This is a genomic window from Paenibacillus sp. NPDC058071 (assembly GCF_042885235.1).
Lineage (GTDB): Bacteria > Bacillota > Bacilli > Paenibacillales > Paenibacillaceae > Pristimantibacillus.
Window position 1 is genome coordinate 16,426 of sequence record NZ_JBHVSK010000010.1, and the last position, 18,902, is coordinate 35,327.

Annotated in this window: 19 protein-coding genes and 3 pseudogenes; 15 read left to right on the plus strand and 7 right to left on the minus strand. The window is 39.6% G+C overall.

Annotated features, from left to right (window positions below):
* Window positions 1-61 precede the first annotated feature (61 nt).
* A complete protein-coding gene (locus tag ACFVTB_RS17065; RefSeq protein ID WP_387751498.1) occupies window positions 62-448 on the minus strand; it encodes a ketopantoate reductase family protein in 387 nt (128 codons plus the stop codon).
* Between the two features lie 118 nt (window positions 449-566).
* Complete coding sequence (locus ACFVTB_RS17070; RefSeq protein ID WP_387751501.1) at window positions 567-740, minus strand: hypothetical protein; 174 nt, start codon at window positions 738-740, stop codon at window positions 567-569.
* A gap of 252 nt (window positions 741-992) precedes the next feature.
* On the opposite strand from ACFVTB_RS17070, the pseudogene ACFVTB_RS17075 reads away from it, so the two are divergent.
* From ACFVTB_RS17075 to ACFVTB_RS17090, 4 genes and pseudogenes are all read left to right on the plus strand, one after another.
* Window positions 993-1,190: pseudogene (locus ACFVTB_RS17075) on the plus strand (RNA polymerase subunit sigma-70); the annotation flags it as partial.
* A 221-nt stretch (window positions 1,191-1,411) separates the two neighbouring features.
* Complete coding sequence (locus tag ACFVTB_RS17080; RefSeq protein WP_387751503.1) at window positions 1,412-2,782, plus strand: hypothetical protein; 1,371 nt, start codon at window positions 1,412-1,414, stop codon at window positions 2,780-2,782.
* A 22-nt stretch (window positions 2,783-2,804) separates the two neighbouring features.
* Window positions 2,805-3,179, plus strand: a complete 375-nt coding sequence (locus ACFVTB_RS17085; protein WP_387751506.1) for a hypothetical protein — start codon at window positions 2,805-2,807, stop codon at window positions 3,177-3,179.
* Window positions 3,180-3,204: 25 nt separating this feature from the next.
* On the plus strand, window positions 3,205-3,576 hold the full coding sequence (locus ACFVTB_RS17090; protein WP_387751509.1) for a hypothetical protein: 372 nt from the start codon (window positions 3,205-3,207) through the stop codon (window positions 3,574-3,576).
* A 1,529-nt stretch (window positions 3,577-5,105) separates the two neighbouring features.
* On the opposite strand, the gene ACFVTB_RS17095 is transcribed toward ACFVTB_RS17090, so the two are convergent.
* Genes ACFVTB_RS17095 through ACFVTB_RS17105 form a run of 3 tightly spaced genes read right to left on the minus strand, consistent with a single transcriptional unit; the run spans window position 5,106 to window position 6,213 of the window.
* Window positions 5,106-5,360 carry a tyrosine-type recombinase/integrase gene (locus tag ACFVTB_RS17095; RefSeq protein WP_387751511.1) on the minus strand — a complete coding sequence of 85 codons (255 nt, stop codon included), beginning with the start codon at window positions 5,358-5,360 and terminating at the stop codon, window positions 5,106-5,108.
* A gap of 23 nt (window positions 5,361-5,383) precedes the next feature.
* On the minus strand, window positions 5,384-5,944 hold the full coding sequence (locus ACFVTB_RS17100; RefSeq protein WP_387751514.1) for a hypothetical protein: 561 nt from the start codon (window positions 5,942-5,944) through the stop codon (window positions 5,384-5,386).
* A complete protein-coding gene (locus tag ACFVTB_RS17105; protein ID WP_387752019.1) occupies window positions 5,941-6,213 on the minus strand; it encodes a tyrosine-type recombinase/integrase in 273 nt (90 codons plus the stop codon). The genes ACFVTB_RS17100 and ACFVTB_RS17105 overlap by 4 nt, the downstream gene beginning before the upstream one ends.
* Window positions 6,214-6,395: 182 nt before the next feature.
* On the opposite strand from ACFVTB_RS17105, the gene ACFVTB_RS17110 reads away from it, so the two are divergent.
* From ACFVTB_RS17110 to ACFVTB_RS17145, 8 genes and pseudogenes are all read left to right on the plus strand, one after another.
* Window positions 6,396-7,265 carry a recombinase zinc ribbon domain-containing protein gene (locus tag ACFVTB_RS17110; RefSeq protein WP_387751517.1) on the plus strand — a complete coding sequence of 290 codons (870 nt, stop codon included), beginning with the start codon at window positions 6,396-6,398 and terminating at the stop codon, window positions 7,263-7,265.
* A 171-nt stretch (window positions 7,266-7,436) separates the two neighbouring features.
* Window positions 7,437-7,742, plus strand: coding sequence for a hypothetical protein (locus ACFVTB_RS17115; protein WP_387751520.1), 306 nt, complete (start codon window positions 7,437-7,439; stop codon window positions 7,740-7,742).
* Window positions 7,743-8,258: 516 nt separating this feature from the next.
* Complete coding sequence (gene sigK / locus ACFVTB_RS17120; RefSeq protein ID WP_387751523.1) at window positions 8,259-8,957, plus strand: RNA polymerase sporulation sigma factor SigK; 699 nt, start codon at window positions 8,259-8,261, stop codon at window positions 8,955-8,957.
* Between the two features lie 1,117 nt (window positions 8,958-10,074).
* A complete protein-coding gene (locus tag ACFVTB_RS17125) occupies window positions 10,075-10,521 on the plus strand; it encodes a hypothetical protein (protein ID WP_387751525.1) in 447 nt (148 codons plus the stop codon).
* A gap of 86 nt (window positions 10,522-10,607) precedes the next feature.
* Window positions 10,608-10,880 (plus strand): DUF4259 domain-containing protein, encoded by a 273-nt coding sequence (locus ACFVTB_RS17130; protein ID WP_387751528.1) that lies wholly within the window; start codon window positions 10,608-10,610, stop codon window positions 10,878-10,880.
* A gap of 427 nt (window positions 10,881-11,307) precedes the next feature.
* A pseudogene (locus ACFVTB_RS17135) lies at window positions 11,308-11,427 on the plus strand (sigma factor); the annotation flags it as partial.
* A 119-nt stretch (window positions 11,428-11,546) separates the two neighbouring features.
* Window positions 11,547-12,470 carry a sulfate adenylyltransferase subunit CysD gene (gene cysD / locus ACFVTB_RS17140; protein ID WP_483875115.1) on the plus strand — a complete coding sequence of 308 codons (924 nt, stop codon included), beginning with the start codon at window positions 11,547-11,549 and terminating at the stop codon, window positions 12,468-12,470.
* A gap of 1 nt (window position 12,471) precedes the next feature.
* On the plus strand, window positions 12,472-14,124 hold the full coding sequence (locus tag ACFVTB_RS17145; RefSeq protein ID WP_387751530.1) for a GTP-binding protein: 1,653 nt from the start codon (window positions 12,472-12,474) through the stop codon (window positions 14,122-14,124).
* A gap of 242 nt (window positions 14,125-14,366) precedes the next feature.
* On the opposite strand, the gene ACFVTB_RS17150 is transcribed toward ACFVTB_RS17145, so the two are convergent.
* On the minus strand, window positions 14,367-15,179 hold the full coding sequence (locus ACFVTB_RS17150) for a class I SAM-dependent methyltransferase (RefSeq protein WP_387751533.1): 813 nt from the start codon (window positions 15,177-15,179) through the stop codon (window positions 14,367-14,369).
* A gap of 1,040 nt (window positions 15,180-16,219) precedes the next feature.
* On the opposite strand from ACFVTB_RS17150, the gene ACFVTB_RS17155 reads away from it, so the two are divergent.
* From ACFVTB_RS17155 to ACFVTB_RS17165, 3 genes and pseudogenes are all read left to right on the plus strand, one after another.
* The gene (locus ACFVTB_RS17155; protein WP_387751535.1) at window positions 16,220-16,783 is read left to right on the plus strand and encodes a hypothetical protein; all 564 of its coding nucleotides are present in this window, start codon (window positions 16,220-16,222) and stop codon (window positions 16,781-16,783) included.
* A 39-nt stretch (window positions 16,784-16,822) separates the two neighbouring features.
* Entirely contained in the window at window positions 16,823-17,656 is an 834-nt protein-coding gene (locus tag ACFVTB_RS17160; protein WP_387751538.1) for a hypothetical protein, read from the plus strand.
* Between the two features lie 30 nt (window positions 17,657-17,686).
* Window positions 17,687-17,872 (plus strand): annotated as a pseudogene (locus tag ACFVTB_RS17165) (sigma factor-like helix-turn-helix DNA-binding protein); the annotation flags it as partial.
* A gap of 111 nt (window positions 17,873-17,983) precedes the next feature.
* Here ACFVTB_RS17165 and ACFVTB_RS17170 read toward each other — a convergent pair.
* On the minus strand, window positions 17,984-18,841 hold the full coding sequence (locus ACFVTB_RS17170; RefSeq protein WP_387751541.1) for a helix-turn-helix transcriptional regulator: 858 nt from the start codon (window positions 18,839-18,841) through the stop codon (window positions 17,984-17,986).
* Window positions 18,842-18,902 lie beyond the last annotated feature (61 nt).

Genomic DNA, 18,902 nt, shown 5'->3' on the forward strand with positions numbered 1-18,902 from the left:
TAAAGGTATACCTAACTTTTTTGCTTCTCTCACAACTTCAAGTACCGCAAAACCTGCTTTACTATATGTTGTATTCCATGAAAAGTCGTGGTAAGCTGCCCTTTGCAAAAATAACCTTGTTAAAAAGCGTGCCGAGAAGTGCTGGTGGAATCTTAGTTAACAGTAGAGAAATCGTATCAATCTTTGAACCTCTTGCTTTAAGTACAGGGATAATTTCCCTCATATTCTTACCAACATTTGCGAATGAGTCACTTTGATCCATGAGTGCTGGAAAACTTCCCAGTTTTAACACCTCGGTCTCTATAGCCGCATTCATGGCAAAGTGACCCCATAGCCAATTTTGCATATCCTTTATCCAACTAATTTTAAAATGGGCACTTTCAAATAGTTCTTTGACCTTGTTGTTAATATGTTCAGTGCCTACCCGTGGTTTTTCCAGAAATAGCATTTTCAAAAAGCCGCCTCTAAGCCTATTGTCCGCGATGCCGCCGCCTCCTCCTGGGAACCCAAAGACAACATTGTTCATAGACAACGGTGAGATCGATGATTTCAAATCTTGCCAAACGTTATTGAATATTATGTTTCCCTCTTCGTACGTCCCACATTTCAAGCTCTATGTTGCTTCCAAAGGTTTCTTTTCTCCCTTTTCTAAAGTAAAACTCAACTGTATGCCCTGCCTTTTCAAAAGTCCAAGCATATTGGGTCGATATTACACCTCTACCGAAGAATAAAACTCTCATATTGCCTCCTAAAAATATATATTAATCCTTTTGGCGGGTATCATTGGCGCATTCTTGACCCGCCCATGTGGAGTCGATTGTATTGATGGTTAGAAAATGAGGTTTTTCTGCAAGACGATCCCATTTTCCTCGTACATGCACTTCTAGGCTTCTGCCCTCATACAATGTAGAACCGACTTCATTGTGTGCTGGGGGAGACGCTGCGTATCAGCTTCGAGCCCCGGTAATCCGGCTCAGGGGGTGCTTTTGTAGATGGGATTGTTTGCCGCTATCGCCTTATTTATTAAGCAGCTGACGCTGCTCGTATCGTATGTGAAAAACAACGCTTTTCCGCAGCCGCTGCATGAGGATGACGAGATGAAGCATTTGCAGCTCATGGCAGAGGGCAATGCGCATTCGCGCAATTTGCTGATTGAGCATAACTTGAGGCTTGTCGCGCATATCGTCAAGATGTTGTAGTCAATATCCGATGTTAAATGTGCGTTATAAAGAGTGCAGCTATCAGAAAGCGTTGAGAAAGCGTAGGACAAGCTTATCATTCGAATGGCTTTTATGATTTTATTTTCACTGCGTATTATGCGCTCTACACCGAAATGGTTATTGTGACAAAGTGCGACTTATGGTACGATTTTCCTATTGGAAATGACGATATTAAAATAGGGTGAACCGACATGTTGATTAGACCGAGACTTAACGATTTTCATGACCTGCCATTTACGCAAGAAGAAGTTGATTTCGCAATTCCATTTCTTGATGAAGATATTCCGTTATATTTGGATCCGTTTTTATTGTGGAAATCACCGTCCATGCAAGACAATGCTCTACACGCCATCATTTCTAATTCATTTAATCATTTAGGTCATCTGATTAAGAAGAATAAAGAGAAAGAAGCGGCGGAGATTTTGATTCGAGCCTCGGAATGTACGGAAGTTGGATTAGGCACTTCGGCAAATAAAAATGGTATGAGAATCGGTGAGAAAACAGCAACTTCGATTTTATCACTCTTCGAGTCCGTTCCTCAGATTACAGAAGGCGGATTTACTCATTTTGAAGAAATTCAGCTTTATGTTGATCAGATTTCAAAAGATCGGGTGAGCGATATTTCTTGCAACTTTTTGAAGTCGTTTTTGATCGATTTCACAATCCAACAGTGCGACAAGCATAAAATACCGATGGAGAAGGCAAGAATCCAAGATTTGTACGATCATAAAAAAAATCAGCTTGTCGATGAGGATGCTTTCCTACCTGTCAATCCGGAAACTAAAAAGCCGGTACTGCTTGTTCCAAAACGATGGCTTCGCTTTATTCCGTGGATTAACTATGAAGATTACTTTGATGGTTATTTCGTAAAAGAGGTTTGGCAAGACAAAGATAAAGTACCTTCTAGAGTAGAAATATTGGAATATAACCGAAAAAACTATGATGTGGTTCAAAACTTTATCAAAATGAAAGAAAAATCATCTGAAGATTGCAAAAATGATCCTCTGTTTAAATCGATACCGATTACATCAGCTAAAAGAAAATTAAATGAAATTATTAAATTGCCATCCGGTAAAACGGATAATGCAGATAAAAAATATGAAGATCATGTTTGCCAGCTTATGGCGTCTGCGCTGTATCCTCACTTGGATTTTGCTCAAGCACAGAGCAGAACGGACTCCGGAGCTTTAATACGAGATTTGATTTTTTATAATAATCGTTCATTCGATTTCTTAAAAGATATATATGACGACTATAAAAGCAGACAAATCGTGATGGAATTAAAGAATGTCGCCAAGGTTGAAAGGGATCACGTCAACCAGCTCAATCGTTATCTTACGGATTCATTCGGCAGCTTTGGCATTCTAATCACAAGAAACCCTTTACCAAAGCCAATCTTTAAAAATACGATTGATCTCTGGTCTGGTCAACGAAAATGTATAATTGCATTGACCGACGAGGATTTAAAATTGATGGTTTCCGTGTACGAGAGTAAACAACGGCATCCGATAGAGGTTATCAAAAAGAAGTACTTAGAATTTAGACGAAGTTGTCCGTCTTAATAAATTAAAAGGAGGATAAATCATGAGCATTGATGTTAGCGCTTTTGAGAAAGTACAAGCTCAGCTTCAAGGACTGTTTGATGAAGTCGGCACCCTTTCGAAGAAGAAACCCGATGATGCCATTAATAAATTCAAATTGAAGATCATTAATCCAATACTGGCGGAAGCAAACAAACTGTTGACGGAAGAATATAAGCCATTTTCAGATTTTGAACAATTTGATGAGGACAGTCTTCCGACCAATAGTGATACTGTTATGGTTTTGTCTCAGTACCTTAACTGCTTAGAAAAGCTTAGAGCTGATAACATTATGTTATATGGTGCTGCCTGGTATTGGATGAAAAAAGGAATCAGATCTGATATTCGAACTGCGCCACCAAAGAAAATAACCTGGTAGCTTATGAAGGGAGTGTTAATTGACCGTGTCAAAAGCAAGAAATACAGACTTACCTACTGAAGCAATTGTTGCTAAATTTGAAATGCTGACTCCGATGTTAGATTCTGCACTATTAGAGATGCGTGAATTTTCGAAGAAGAAGCAAGATGGTGTTTTAAATCCATTAAAAGTAAAAGTGTTAAACCGATTATTATATGATCTCAAAGAAATTTTAAGTGCCGATCCAAGCACTGAATACTTAGATTTACTGGACGACGAGTCATTGCCACAGAACAGCGACGCTGTTCTTATTCTTGGACAATTTAGAGCAGCCATGGATCAATTTCGTATTAAATACTTCGGTTATTATAATGGAACACATCGATGGTTAACGGTAGAGAACCCTAAAACTTATTAATGTATGATTGTTCTGCATGAATGCAGTATTGCTTGGATTGATGAAATCATATGATAATTTTCAAGAAACGTGAGCACCGTTAACCTCCACCTTGTGTGGTAACGGTGCTTTTCTTCTTTTGAATGAAGAACGTACACTCGTATATAATCGCAATGAGAGCTGACTGGTAAGCTAGGGATGTGGAGTTAGAAAAAAGCTGCGTTTCTTAAACAACAATACAGTTGTACAGCCAGTGAATATTATTTGGAAAATCGATTATCCATTAATTCGGCTGCTTCCCACTTACCTTGCGCCGGTAAATTGGTTAGCTAATAACAAACACTGTCCGCACTTGTACTTACCTTGTTGTCCTTGGTAACGCCGTCTGGATAGTCCCTCTGTTATATGCGGTTACAGTTCTTGTACGTTTTTGCCTTCTATCCCGAGTTTGCCAAAAAAAAAGGTTTCCGAACGTCAACCTTGCCACTTACGGCTTTAATATACTCTGCATCTGGATCTTCTGCAGTTTGACCAACATATACAATCAGATTTCAATTGCTTTTACTATTACTTGAGTTAGCTTTCCATTTGTAAGTTTATATGGTAGCTGGGTACCTGGAACATCAATCCCCCCGATGCTACTTCCAATCACATCTAGAAACTGCCGACGATTCTAAAATGCGGCCGCGAAATGAACCACTTGATTGATGTCTAAGTATCTCGAATTCCTTCTACTGGATTATCAACCGTAACCCCAAAAAATGAATGTTATGTTTTTGAGAAAATTCAAAAGAACTTATAGCATAATTAATTTGATATTTGTATTTTAATTTGTATTGAGGTATGAAAAAATAAAAAACTCCAGACACATAGGGTTGTCTGGAGGAGAGGAAAAGGTTATGAAAAGCTCATTACTTAAGTAATTTCTTGATATCATTAGTAATTTGTTTTTCAAGTTTCCTAGCTGCCTTATTTATTTCGCTGTTAATCTTAGATTTAGACATGTTCGAGGTGAGTTTAATTTGAACTTTACCCATTCATTACACATCCTATCGCTTTGTTTTTGATTGAGCAAGAACAGAGCCAGCAAGAGACTTAGTTAGAGAGCTTGTACGACCATCATTTAATGCTTTAGAAGTTTTGGTTGACATTTTTGATGAAGAAGTTTTACGAGAACTTGGTTTTGGCATCTTAATCACCTCGATTCGTTTATGACATATCCCAATAATTTCATTGTAGAATAACACTACATATAGTGTCAAGTTAAATAAAAAAATCTACATCATGTGTTCGTATATGCGAACACATGATGTAGATTTCGAACAAAGAAGATAAGCTTATACACCGATTGCGTGCAGTATGTCTGAAGCGAAGAAAGTTGTACGAAGTGACGGTAGTTGATTTGTGGTTTCAGTGCAATTTTTTGTGCGAAATTGTTTCATATAAGCGAATAACTTGTCATACATAGGTATCTGTATTGTAGAGTTTCTGACATAATTATCTTCAATGTAGATCTTTGTGGAGTTGATTGTTAGATGATTGAGTAATTGTCATATAATATCGATGTCAGTCCCATTTTCATACATAACAGTTGCAAATGATCTCCTTGAATCATGAATTCTAGCTGGTGGAATCCCGGCTTTTTCGAGGTAAAAGCGCAGCATTTCATTTGCACGCTGTTGTGATATAGGCTTGAGCTTATTACGAATTATAGCAGTGAAAATATAATCATCTGAATTTATGTTGTTCCGTTGACAATAAACTTTAATTACGCGCGTTAAACCAATCTTTGTTACAACATACATGCTACGCTTATTTTTTGTTTTCTTTAAAAAAAGATATTATTCTCAGAATGAATATCTCTACGCTTTAAGCTAAGTACTTCATTAATTCTACAACCGGTAGAGAGTAAAGTAACGAATAAGAGGCAGTCCAATTCTACGTTGTCGCTATATTTAACAATACTCATTATTAGTTTTAAAATTTCCTGACGATTTAGAACACGCTTGATTTTAGGTTCTGGCTTGTGGTCCTCAAGTTTAAATTCAATCGCGGGTAACACATTCTCGAAGTTATTCGTTGTACTAAGATGTTTGAACAATGTACTAAGAGCTGACTTCATTGAAGCTAACCAAGAGTACCCTTTGAAAAGGTTTGCCTCAAAAAATTCATCTATGATTAAGGGATCAATCTGATCATAAATATTATTTTCATCATCATATGGCGTGTAGTAAACCATCGACAAATTAACGTTTTCAATGGGTTCATCAATTAATTTAGATAAGTATTCAGCGAATTCATATAATCGATTGCGATAATTTTGTTTGGTTCTTCTTGCGAGATTTGAAGAAAGGAGGAAGTTATCAATCTCAATTCCAAATGGACTCATGTTTCATCCATCCCAAATAGTTTGAATAACACTTTTTTAAGAGGAATCGGGTACTTCTGTACCTCTATTAAGAGATCTTCTTTAAGCATTTTAGTGTATATCATAGTTGTTTCAATATGCTTATGTCCTAGTAACCCCGCAATAAATTCGATTTTCATTCCTGCTTTAAGGCAGTTAACAGCAAATGTATGTCTAAAACAATGCGTGCTATATGCATGTGGGTGACCAATATCAATGAATAATTTTGTATCATTTTTTGAACTGATGATTTGGTTATTTGTTTTTCTTCTTTCTTATAAAGTGTTGTAAACAATGGTTGATCTGAGTTTTCTTGTACCTGGCGTAAATCAAGATAACTAAGCAATATCTTGCGCGGGAGAGGAAACAAAGTTACATACCGGGTTTTGTTAAGTATTATTATAACCGGCGGAGGTTTAAGAAGGTAAAGGGGATGAGAACGAAGGCTGGTAACTCGAAAAGAACATATGATTATCGAAAAGAGGATGAATGGCTCATGGTTCCCATCCCATCCATTGTTAAACCAGCTGTTTTTGAGTTGGCTAGAAAACAAAGAGAACTCAATCAAACCAGGCCCGGTAATAATCAATATAAGTGTCTCCTGACGGGGAAGATCAAATGTTCTATATGTGGCCGTAAGTGGAATGCGACAACGTATAGCGGCCGACAGGGCGTAAAGTATACGTGTTATCGATGCCCTAACCATGCCCCCAAACGTTATGGACCAGAGGTTAAACGTTGTCCTGCTAAAACGATTCGTGGAGATTTGTTGGACAATTACGTATGGAATCTGGTTATGGAGTTCTTATCTACACCAGAGGACTATATTGAGCAATTAAAGGAAACCTCTGAGCTGGTTTATGGTGAGTTAGGCAGTGCTTTAGCCGTTGTTGAAAAGGATATTAAGGATAAAGCTGCTGAGCTCGATCTAGTTAAAACGCTATGTAAGCACGGAGTAATTACTGAAGAGGAGATGCTTGCTGAATATCAAAAGTTAATGAAGATCATGAAGGGGCGTAATGAGAATCTAAAGAGCTACAACAATCAATTACAAGTCTCTAAGCAAGAACAGATCACAAGTCAAGCTATTACGGAGCTAACTGAAAAGGTACAAGAATTTATTGAGCAGAACGGGCAGCAGCTCGATTATAAAGAAAAGCGCTTCATTATCGACTCACTAATTGATGAGATCATGATTAGGTATGTTGAAGATGAAGTGCTTTTGACGGTAGTTGGCCACTTAGGAGCGCTCCAAAATAGTCTTGATCAGAAAGGTGTTATTCTTCAGAGGAGATTAAAATAATTGTCAGTGGTTATAGGAATACGAAAACAATTGTATCAATTGCTGATGAGACCGCCATATATCAAGCCGATAAGACCGACTGAGATTGTGATCAGTCGGTTTATTATTTATTTGGATGGGAATAATCATATAAATAAGAACATATGTTCCCAATGGGGTGACGAGCTAATAATGGCACTGCAAGTTAAGAAAGCATTGATTACTTCAGCCGGGATTGAGGTTGAAGGAGATACATACACATGCTCACTAGCAATAAAGGAACAGTGGTTTATGAAAGTAATGGATACTGGTTCTATAGAAGCTGATTTCTATATAGATCCAGGAAACCGAAATGAAGGTGTTTTATCGCTTAGTGTCGGGTATGAAGGCTGCTATCGTGTGGAGCATATTAAAGTTTCTGAAGATGAGCAGGCTAGATATTTTGAGCAGCTTGAAAAAATGAAAAGCTGGCTCTTTGATCGGAAAGGAAAAGGCTGAGCGGAGTGGAGGAGCTGATTAAAGAAATCGAAAACAATATAAGTGTAATAACTCTTAGAATAGAACAAATGCGGAGTGATGTAAAACTTAACTTTACTTCGGAAACTAGCCGATTTTTCAAACTAGCGGAACTATCTATGTCACTTGAACATTGGAATCAAGTACTTAGATCGCTGTTAAGGTATCAAAACGGTAGATGCAGGCCAATCGAAAAGAAAAGTGATGTTTTTATACGAATTATGGAGGTCGAGAGAAAAGGAATCCCCGGTTTTATCTCGGTGAAGACGAAGGAATCAATGATTGAATACATGAAGCAACTTGAGTGGAAAATCGATGAACTTAATGGGTCTTGGGGTTCGACATAACCAAGGCATTGGTTCCAACAGGATATGAAAATAAATAGCCGATACTGTACATGCACGCGTAGGCCTCTGCCCACATACAATTAAGAACTGACGTTAATTTCGTCGGGCTAATTTTGATCAATCTTTTCATTACAGCATGGGGGTGTACAGTATGGGGCTATTTACAGCTATAGCACTATTCATTAAGCAGTTAACACTGCTTGTATCTTATGTGAAAAACAATGCTTTTCCACAGCCACTGCATGAAGATGAAGAGATGAAACATCTGCAATTGATGGCAGAGGGGAATGCTCATTCGCGCAACTTACTTATTGAACATAACCTTCGCTTAGTAGCCCATATAGTAAAAAAATTCGATAATACAGGAGAAGATCTGGAGGATCTGATCTCGATCGGCACGATCGGATTGATTAAAGCGATCGAAAGCTTCCAGACGGGAAAAGGCACGAAGTTGGCGACGTTCGCAGCTAGATGTATTGAGAACGAAATACTTATGCATCTGCGTTCCTTGAAGAAAACGCGCAAGGACGTTTCGCTGCACGATCCAATCGGCACGGATAAAGAAGGCAATGAAATTACGCTCATTGACATTCTCGGCACTGAGGCAGACGATGTGGTGGAGCGGGTGCAGCTGAAGATCGAGAAAAGCAAAATATATCGAAATCTCGATATTTTAGATGACCGCGAGCAGGAAGTGATTCGGGGACGATTCGGTCTCGACCAAGGCGGAGAGGAACGCACGCAGCGAGAGATCGCGAAGGAGCTGGGGATTAGCAGAAGCTATGTGAGCCGGATCGAGAAGCGGGCGTTGATGAAGCTTTATCATGAGTTTTATAAGGCGAAGCGGTAGCGATAATTTTCTCTGGATAAAATAACATCAAATGTTTCGGGAGCTTACAATGTCGATAGCGACATTGTAAGCACTTTTTTAGTTTCCAAAAATTAGGGTGATGATATAATGAGAGTGTAATCTGGATGAATACATTAACACCCGTCCTATTGATACAGATACCTTGCCTGTGGACTCGATAGAGTAAATCCTGATCGGGGTAGTGGATACGGAAACGTTATCCGAGACCTCCGAAAGCAATAAATGCATGAATTGAGCAATACTAATACCACGAGAATATATAAAAATTGGTGAGGGAAATTAATGATCTTTAAAAAATTACGAATGACTATGTTCTGGTTACTAAGCTTTATTATTGCTCTGTACTCTTGCATCTCAAATTTAATAATGTTAGTAGATATTTATGATAGAATTCAATATCCCTTAAAATTAAAATTAATTGGAGGAGTTGGATTCAGTATATTAGGCTTTTTTTTTCACGTTGTAGTCTTTATTGTATTTTTAATTCTGATATTTATTTCAAAAAATTTTAAGCTAAGGTTCTGGATTTGGCTTCCCTCGAGAAGTAAGTGGTACATCCAAGGAGTTAGAGTTTTAGGATATTTCATGATGGCTCTAGTTATTTATAACTATATAGCTTTAATAGTTGAATATAAAATATTTTTGCTTTCGGGTGTGATACATAATTTCATTGCAATAACTACTATATTGATTTATATCATTTGGCTTTGTTCTTGGTTTTCAAGATATGAGAACATATAACAAGTCATTTACCAAAAGCATCGTATGAAGAACTTCAAGAAAATAGTATTATGAGATTCATCAAGGAGATACTAAACTTAGGAATCAAGCAATTTTTGTTAAGAAAGTTGATTGAAGCTTTAGCGCCTTAAACCAGTGAGGGTTTGTGAATACAAAGACGTTATGTGAAATCATTGCTTACATATTAATAACTGGAGTGATAAAAGTGCTAGATGCATTTACAAAAAAGAGAATAGAAAAAATACTTGATGCTTTTGGCTGAAGTAGCAGGTTCAGTGACAACTTGCTGCGTAAGTTCGTGAATGCATTATGCGAAACCTCTGTGAAGAAAACTTTTAAAGGCGGAAGTGACTCTATGAACACTATAGTTACTTGTAAGTGCATAGGAAATTACGTTCATGCAATCACAAAGGGGAAATCATATGAAGTCATCGAGAGCTCTGAAGACAAATTCAGAATCTCAGGTAATCACGGCAGAAGAGTTTGGATTTCTAAAGATTATTTTATTGAGGGAAACATTGAAATCCCTATATTAAATAATTGGAGGCTTGATGATGATATAAATGAATATAATTTAATTGAAGTGACCTTAATGTTTACTAACAAGAGTAGACGATGGTGTCTGATAACAACTCCAGACAAATTGAAGAACTATTTTAATGAAAGAGAACTAGAACCACCGGGAATCAATATTCAACATCTAATCATCGTAAAGACATTGACTGAAGATATTATAGAAAGAACATTATTATATTTGGATAACCAGGATGAATTATTTACAGCGAGTAAACCGTTAGAGTAAGTAGATCGAGGAAGAAGAAGGCGGTATTAGCGCTCTGAAGGAAGCGTTAGAGGCAGTGCCGGAGGAAGAAGAACCGGAGGCGGACATTGGGTTCCAACGCGCTTAGTGCTGCAGAGCTAGTGGCTGCGCTTCAGGGTCGTACAGGAGAAACGCTCCAGCAAGAGGTTGAAGGGGATGAAGAGCTGCAGGAATGGATTGCGAAACATAACGGCAAAGGGAAAAGATTAGTTCCCGCCGCGAGGAGAGCCGTAGCGAAAAGTAAAGCAAACTCCGAGCTTCAACAGCTGTGGGAAGAGTCGGAGTACTATGAGAAATGGCTTGAGGTTGTAGCTGAATTAGAGTCCAGCTTGGCGGAGTAGTTTGGAACCGAATAAGCAGTGCAGTGAGTGAGCCTTGAGGAGCATGTGATCCTCAAGGCTTTTTTCATGATGTACATCGCGAGATTAGCAGGAGCTATGTGTCAAGGAGAGAGAAACGGGCGCTCATGAAGCTTTATCAATACATCAATTCTAACAACAAGAGAAAGTAAAGACCCACCCGAAGGTTAGCGCCGAAGGTGGGTTCTTACTCCTATTCAACTTAGAGGGGATAAACCATCCAAGCCAGTTGTTAAGCCGAGTGTTAGCCGCACTCGGCTTCTTTAGAAATACGATAACACAATTGGAAAAAGAAGTGAATCATTTATTGCTCCACAGTTGAAGCCGCTTCATGGCTTAATGGTTGTAGTAAATTGTTTTCTTATTGTGAATTTAGAGTGGTTGATTATTGATCGAGAGTAACACATAAGACTTGGAGGACCTTATCTCCATCGGCACGATCGGACTGATTAAAGCGATTGAAAGCTTTCAGACCGGCAAAGGAACGAAGCTGGCGACGTTCGCCGCCAGTTGTATAGAGAACGAAATACCTCAAAAAATAATAGAAAATACTTTATTTCACTTTGCATTAAAGTAAAAATCTGATACGATAGATGATATAGAATATAGTCTATAGATTTAGTAAGGATTAAAGGGAGGCACTTTTTCATGGACAAATTGATGCTTGATTCCATAGATGCAGCAACACATCTGGATCAACTCGAGGCTGAAGCGATTTATATTATTCGAGAAGTAGCGGCGGAATGTGAAAATCCCGTGATGCTGTACTCGATCGGTAAGGATAGCTCCGTGATGCTGCATTTGGCGTTGAAAGCATTTTATCCGGAGAAGCCGCCGTTTCCTTTCCTTCATATTGATACGACGTGGAAGTTCAAAGAGATGATTGAATTCCGCGATCGCAAGGCGAAAGAATTCGGAATCAAAATGCTCGTTCACTCCAATCAGGAAGGGATTGAGCAAGGGATCAACCCATTCGATCATGGTTCCGCATATACAGATATTATGAAAACCCAAGCATTGAAGCAAGGGTTGGACAAATACGGATTTACAGCTGCTTTTGGCGGCGGAAGACGTGATGAGGAAAAGTCACGTGCGAAGGAACGGATTTTCTCATTCCGTAATAAGAATCATGCTTGGGATCCGAAAAATCAGCGGCCGGAAATGTGGAAGCTTTTCAACACCAGAATTAATAAGGGTGAAAGCATTCGCGTATTCCCGATTTCCAACTGGACGGAAAAAGATATCTGGCAATACATTCGCAGAGAGAACATTGATATTGTACCCCTCTACTTTGCGAAAGAAAGACCAGTCGTCAATCGCGATGGACAGATCATTATGGCGGATGATGAGCGTATGAGGCTCGAGCCAGGTGAGAAGATTGAAATGATGAAGATGCGGTTTCGCACATTAGGCTGCTATCCTCTGACTGGCGGCGCCCTGTCGGAGGCGGACACACTGGATGCTATCATCGAAGAAACACTTGGTGCGGTATCATCCGAACGAACAACAAGGGTTATCGACCAAGAAGAAGCGGGAAGCATGGAAAGACGTAAACGGGAGGGCTATTTCTAAGATGAAGAGTCTGCTTAAATTTATTACTTGTGGAAGTGTAGATGACGGCAAATCCACCTTGATTGGACATATGCTTTATGAGGCTAAGCTTCTGTTCGCCGATCAGGAGAGAGCGCTCGAGCTAGACAGCAGGTTGGGCAGCCGTGGCGGCAAAATTGACTACTCCTTGCTTCTTGACGGGCTGATTGCGGAACGTGAGCAGGGGATTACGATTGATGTGGCTTTTCGATATTTTACGACGGATCACCGTTCGTTCATTGTTGCGGACACCCCGGGGCACGAAGAATATACACGTAACATGGCCGTAGGCGCATCCTTTGCTGATCTTGCCGTTATTCTTGTGGACGCAACCAAAGGGATTATTACTCAAACGAAGCGCCATACCCGGATTTGCGCCCTCATGGGGATTAAGCATCTGGTTTTGGCGGTAAACAAAATGGATTTGGTGGATTTTGATACGGATAAATTTGCTGAAATCAAAGAAGAATTCTCTCGCATTACCACTGAATTCCGGTTTGAGAGCATTCAGGTGATCCCTGTCTCTGCAACAGAAGGGGATAACATTACGGCGAAATCGCCCAATACGCCTTGGTACAAGGGTCTTCCTTTGCTGCCGTATTTGGAGAGTGTTGATGTTCATACAAGTGACGACGTTAAGCCATTCATGATGCCTATTCAGCGGGTATGCCGACCGGATCACACATTCCGCGGATTCCAAGGACAGATTGAAGCCGGCAGAATCGCAGTTGGCGATGAACTGATAACTCTGCCTAGCCGTGAGAAGGCGAAGGTTAAAAGAATCTTAGTAACAGACCAAGATAGGAATTCGGCTCATGCCGGACAACCTGTGACTATTCAATTAGATCGGGAAGTCGACGTTTCACGAGGTTGTGTGTTTACGAAGAACAATCAGCTCAAAGAGGCTGACAGCTTTAGCGCTACGATTCTTTGGATGGATGATTCTGTCCTGACGCCGGGCAAAGATGTTTTGGTGAAGGTAGGTACGAAGGTTCTTCCAGGTACTGTGACAGCAATTAATTACAAAATCGATGTTAATACAGGCAATACGGTTACAGCTGATCATGTAGTTAAGAATGAATTGGCTAAATGTGAATTTTCATTAGCGGATGGTATTGTTTTTGACTCGTTTGAAAAAAATAAAAGCATCGGTGGATTTATTCTCATCGATCGCGTAACGAATATGACATCCGCTTGCGGCGTCATTGACGAAGCTCTTCAAAGCTCTGACAATGTCGTCCGGATCGATACGGAAGTCACCAGAGATGTTCGTGCCCAGCAAAAAGGACAGCAGCCATTAACGCTATGGCTTACGGGTTCCGTTCTGGACAATTTGGCTCTTGCTAAGGAAATCGAGAAACGGTTGGTAGCGAGAGGCTACCACACGATGCTGATCGATAATAGATCAGGAGAATCTGTGCAGCAAATCGCGGCCTATGCCACCTTGCTAAACGATGCAGGACTTATTGCATTGGTACCTGCCGGTTCTACGAACGACAATGACCAAGCCATTGCGCATGACATAATTGGTCAAGCCTTTTTGCCAATCGAAGTTGCTACTTCGATCGAGGAAGCAGCAAAAGATGTCGTGAAGCGTGTCGTGAAGGCTCTCATTCAAGATAGTTATTCCATTTAAAAATATTGAAGTCCTAAGGACTTAATAGACACTCTCAGAGCACTGTGTTAACGCAGTGCTCTTTTTTTATTTCTAAGATATACCCTTACTAACTCAGCAATCGCTTGTGTTCTATTCCGTTCTCCCAATTTCAGGAAAGTTACATCGGATCGTGTTCACAATGTCAAGAAATTCGACAACACCGGCGAAGACTTGGAGAACCTTATCTCCATCGGCACGATCGGACTGATTAAAGCGATTGATTACTTATGTCCAATCGAAAAATTGGGGTGATAGTACCAAAGAAAATCAAGCCAAGGTGGAGCAACATCAGTAAAATGTCCCCAACTCCCAGGTAGATCTCCTGGATAATTACTTTTAATCTCAGAGAAATACGCTAAAACAAACTTTTCGTTAATCAATCCATTCATTATTCTACTCAACGTTTGTGTATATTCTTTTATTATTGGAATTGCTTCAATTGATTTAGAACGATCATATACCCAATCTTGATCTGGATACGATGTCAGTGTCTCATCTTTATACGGATTTTTTATTACGTATCCCTCACCATTCCAGTCTTCGTGTGATAACCCTGCGAAGAACGGATTGGCACACATGAGATGATACATGCCGCCTGGTTTGATAGTTCGAGATACCTCACGAAATACAACTCGTGAATCTGGAACAAAAGTAAGTGAGTATGGATGCCAAACGATATCAAATGAATGATCTTCGAAACAAGATAAGTCGCGCATATCGCCATGAAAAGTATTAATTTCTACTTTGTAATGCTCAGCTGCCGCTTTATCTCGTTCTAATTGAGTTTGTGATATATCCAAAACCGAAACATTTGCTCCGAGTATAGCGAAAGCTGCTGATTGCTGCCCGCCTCCGCTCGCCAAACAAAGAACGTTCTTCCCTGTTATGTCAATCGTAATCCCCATACGATCCAGTCCTAAGTGTTCACGAGCGGATTCTTTATCAAAATCAAGATTTGGACGAGTGAAAACAGCATCTGCTTTCGTCAACGACTCCCATCTTGCTTGATTATATAAATACACTTCATCTTTCATTTTCTAACCCCCTATGTTTTTTCTATTATTGATTTAGGCATTCATTTTTAGTCAATGCTTCCGATAATGATTGAACCATATTCACCCAATATACATTCGGTAGAGATCGATTATACTCAACTTTTCTGCCCGTTAGCTTAATACGAAAGTCTAAATAAAATTATAATATAAACTTAATCCCAAACGCCTTTTGTCTTGTTATGCTTTCGCCATATTTTTCATTTGTGCCGTTAACTCTTCTACCGCCGATCGTAGCGATTCGACTTCGGAAACATTAGACGCGGGTTTGATACGTGTCAGGTGCTCGTCGTACTTCTCGCTGCGTTCTTGTGCGGTACGGGATTCCCGGATTTTATCGTAAGCATACAAGGATTTGCGTCGGGTACATTTCTACGCCCGAAAGAATATTGCGTTCAAGCGCTTCGGCTTTTTGTTGTCGCTATGCTTCTGCGGCTTCCAAATCTTTGTTACTTGTAGCGGCGAAACCATCACTAAACAATTTCAATAGTTCGCGCTGATTGTCGTCACGCGATTAGGGGAAAAACACAGGACAATGATTTCGAGCGGAAAACGCTCCGAGTTCGTCAAGGCAAGGGGCGAAATGATCGTTTTACCCTATTATCTGATGCAGCCATGGATATTGTTCAACCGTATTTACAACAGGAAAAGCCTGAGAAACGGATGTTCCCGAGCGAATCTCTTACGTTTCCCTATATCGGTATGACATTCCATTATGACATACGTTGCACCTGATGTAATTAGAACTCTGAAAGTAATTCGATAAATAATTAGGAAGACATTTCCTTATAAGGCGAAGCGGTAATGAATTACTATTGACCTACCTAAAAATGTTTTTGCAGAATACGGATAGTTAGCGCCGAAAGTATGAGGAGCTTGCAATGTCGATTGCGACAATGTGAGCTCTTTATGTTTTCCAAAATTAGGTTGATGTTATAATGAGAGAGTGGGTTTTTTTGAAAGAAAGGGAAGACATGAACACAACCAAGTTAGATGAATAAGGTGCAAAGAATGGAGGACTTATGAAGATAAAAATATCACTAATAATATTTCTTACATTATTGTTGCCTTACTTGGTAGGCGGTTTCCGCGTACTCGCTGACTGGTACGAACAAGGGAAGATGGAAAAAGAAATACGGGTAGCTTTAGAGAACTATTTAACTAGTAATTGTAACAGAAGCATTAGAGTTAATCAGGTGAGGATAGAGCATGTGCCAACAGGATTTATGACTATAGGTGAAGATGATCAAGAATGGGGAGCACAGTACATTGGAGAAGATGGGGAATTAATATCGTTGAGGGGAATTATTTTCAAACAAGTTGTATTTGATATGTCTCCTATTGAATGTAGTGAGATTAATGAAAGTAAAATGATATATAAGTTTGTAGAATTGGATCGGAATAAACACACTTTTGTAGAAGGATCAGGTACAAAAACAGGGTATATAGGAATACGAGAGATAGATATTATTTTAATAAAGGTTGTTGGAGTGGTTATTTTTACTGTGTTCTTAGTATCAGTCTCTATTGAATTATTAATTCGAATGATAATTTTATTAGTTAATAAATCCAAAAGGAAAATTTAATTCGTGAATACATAGATGTTAGATGAAAGGGATGCATATATGAGTGAAGTGACATTTCGAACAAGTGAATTTCTAAAGTTAATAGAAATTATAAAAAAGATATCAAAGAAAAATCAAACTATTGTCAGTTCTACAACTTCTTTAAGAACTTATTATGCGCAGTTGGTTTTTGAGAAATCTTTACTCAACGCTATTAGCATTTCGAAATTAATACCATCTAATAATGACGAGGATGGATATAAATATCTTGATGTAAGTTCAATTGCAAGTTTAACTAGAAACTTAATAGAGATTCATCACGTGCTTAATTATTTTTGTGAAAGGAATATTACAGATGAAGAATTCAACTTTCGAATGTATCTTGCTAGTTATCATAGTTCAATAACACAAGAAAGAATAATTGATCGACTTGGAATTCCTCCGAAAAATGGATTATTTGGTGCCGACTTTGCTCAGTCTATTATTGAATCTAATTTAGAAAATAACACTGTGTTTAGCAATCTTTCAGAGGTGCAGAAGAGAGAAATATTAAAAGGAAAACGTGCATTCCTATTTGAAAGAATTAGTAAAAGTATTACCCCAATAACTAAGAATCAAGAATCAGGTGTGTATAACCTATTGTCTAATTCTGTTCATTCGTATCCCTTCGGATTAAATAACTATTCTAACGTGTACGTAAGGGATCACTTTGATAATGTCGGATTAGCATTTGTTTCTATAGAAATTGGAATCTTGTTTCTATCTTCAATTGTAAAAGAATATCTTTTCTTAAGAAAGAAACTTGCAAGTGCATTAAGCAATGAAGAAAAAAGTGAAATCTTAGCAATAAGCGAAATGAATTTATTAGACAGTTGGATACAGAAAAAATTTTAATTTAATCAGAGTTGTTTCTTCGAAGGCATCCTCTTCATCTACGACGAACGCAAGCAGGAAGTGATCCGTGGACGATTCGCTCTCGACCAAGACGGAGAGGCACGCACGCAGCGGGAGATCGCGAAGGAACTGGGGATTAGCAGAAGCTATGTGAGCCTGATCGAGAAGCGGGCGCTGATGAAGCTGTATCATGAGTTTTATAAGTCGAAGAGATAAGAAGTCAATGTAAGAGCCGGCATGAGATGCCGGCTCTTTTACATACAGCAAATGTTTCAGACAGTAGTCGAATATGCACGTTGAATAAGATTTAACCCAGCCCCAAAGTGTTTACACGACAGCCGGCTCGCTTACCCTGCCCGCTTCCATCAGCTGCTTCAATTTCTCCTTTGTATCGGTACCGCTCATTGGAGTATTGATATACATCTTAAGGTTTGTATTATCCGATATCAGAAAGCTGGTAAGCTCAAAACTAAGTGGTCCAGCCTCGGGATGATGCAGCAAATTGTAACTATCTTGGTCTTTGGCGATCTGGTGCATCGGCCACCATTGATCAAAATCCTTGCTTATGGATCTAAGCTCATGCACAAATTCGGTAATCCACGGATCTTCGATGTATGGGCTGCAACCAGCTCGAAACTTGCCCAGCATCATCTGAGCATGAGTCTCCCAATCGGGAAACAGGCTGGCAAACTTTTTATCCGTAAACATGATTCTTATCATGTTGCGTTTGCTGCACTCCAACTGGCCGAAATCGTAGAATACGACGGCTGCCGTCCGATTCCAAGCAATAATGTTCCAAAAGTTGTCTACGATTATTGATGGAGAGTCTATAAGCGTATCCAATACATGTTGATGCATCGGATTAACTTCGTCATAGCTGGGGGAATAGGAAGGAGGAACATGCTGGGCAAGAGTGTACAAATGCACGATCTCCTGGCGATTCAGCATCAGCACCCGGGAGAGGCTCTCCAATATTTGCGTCGATACCTGAATCGGCCGCCCCTGTTCAAGCCAGGTGTACCAAGTTACGCCGATCCCCGCCAGTGTAGCGACCTCTTCCCGGCGCAATCCCGGCGTTCGGCGGCGCACTCCTGCGGGCAAACCCGCTTGCTCGGGGGAGATTTTGGCCCGGCGTGTTTTGAGAAAATCCCCAAGCTCATGATGCCGCTGCTTCGTATAATTCATTCAAATCTCACCAGCCTTTAGTACATAATAACTTTGGTGCCAGAACGCGTTCTTGAAACTG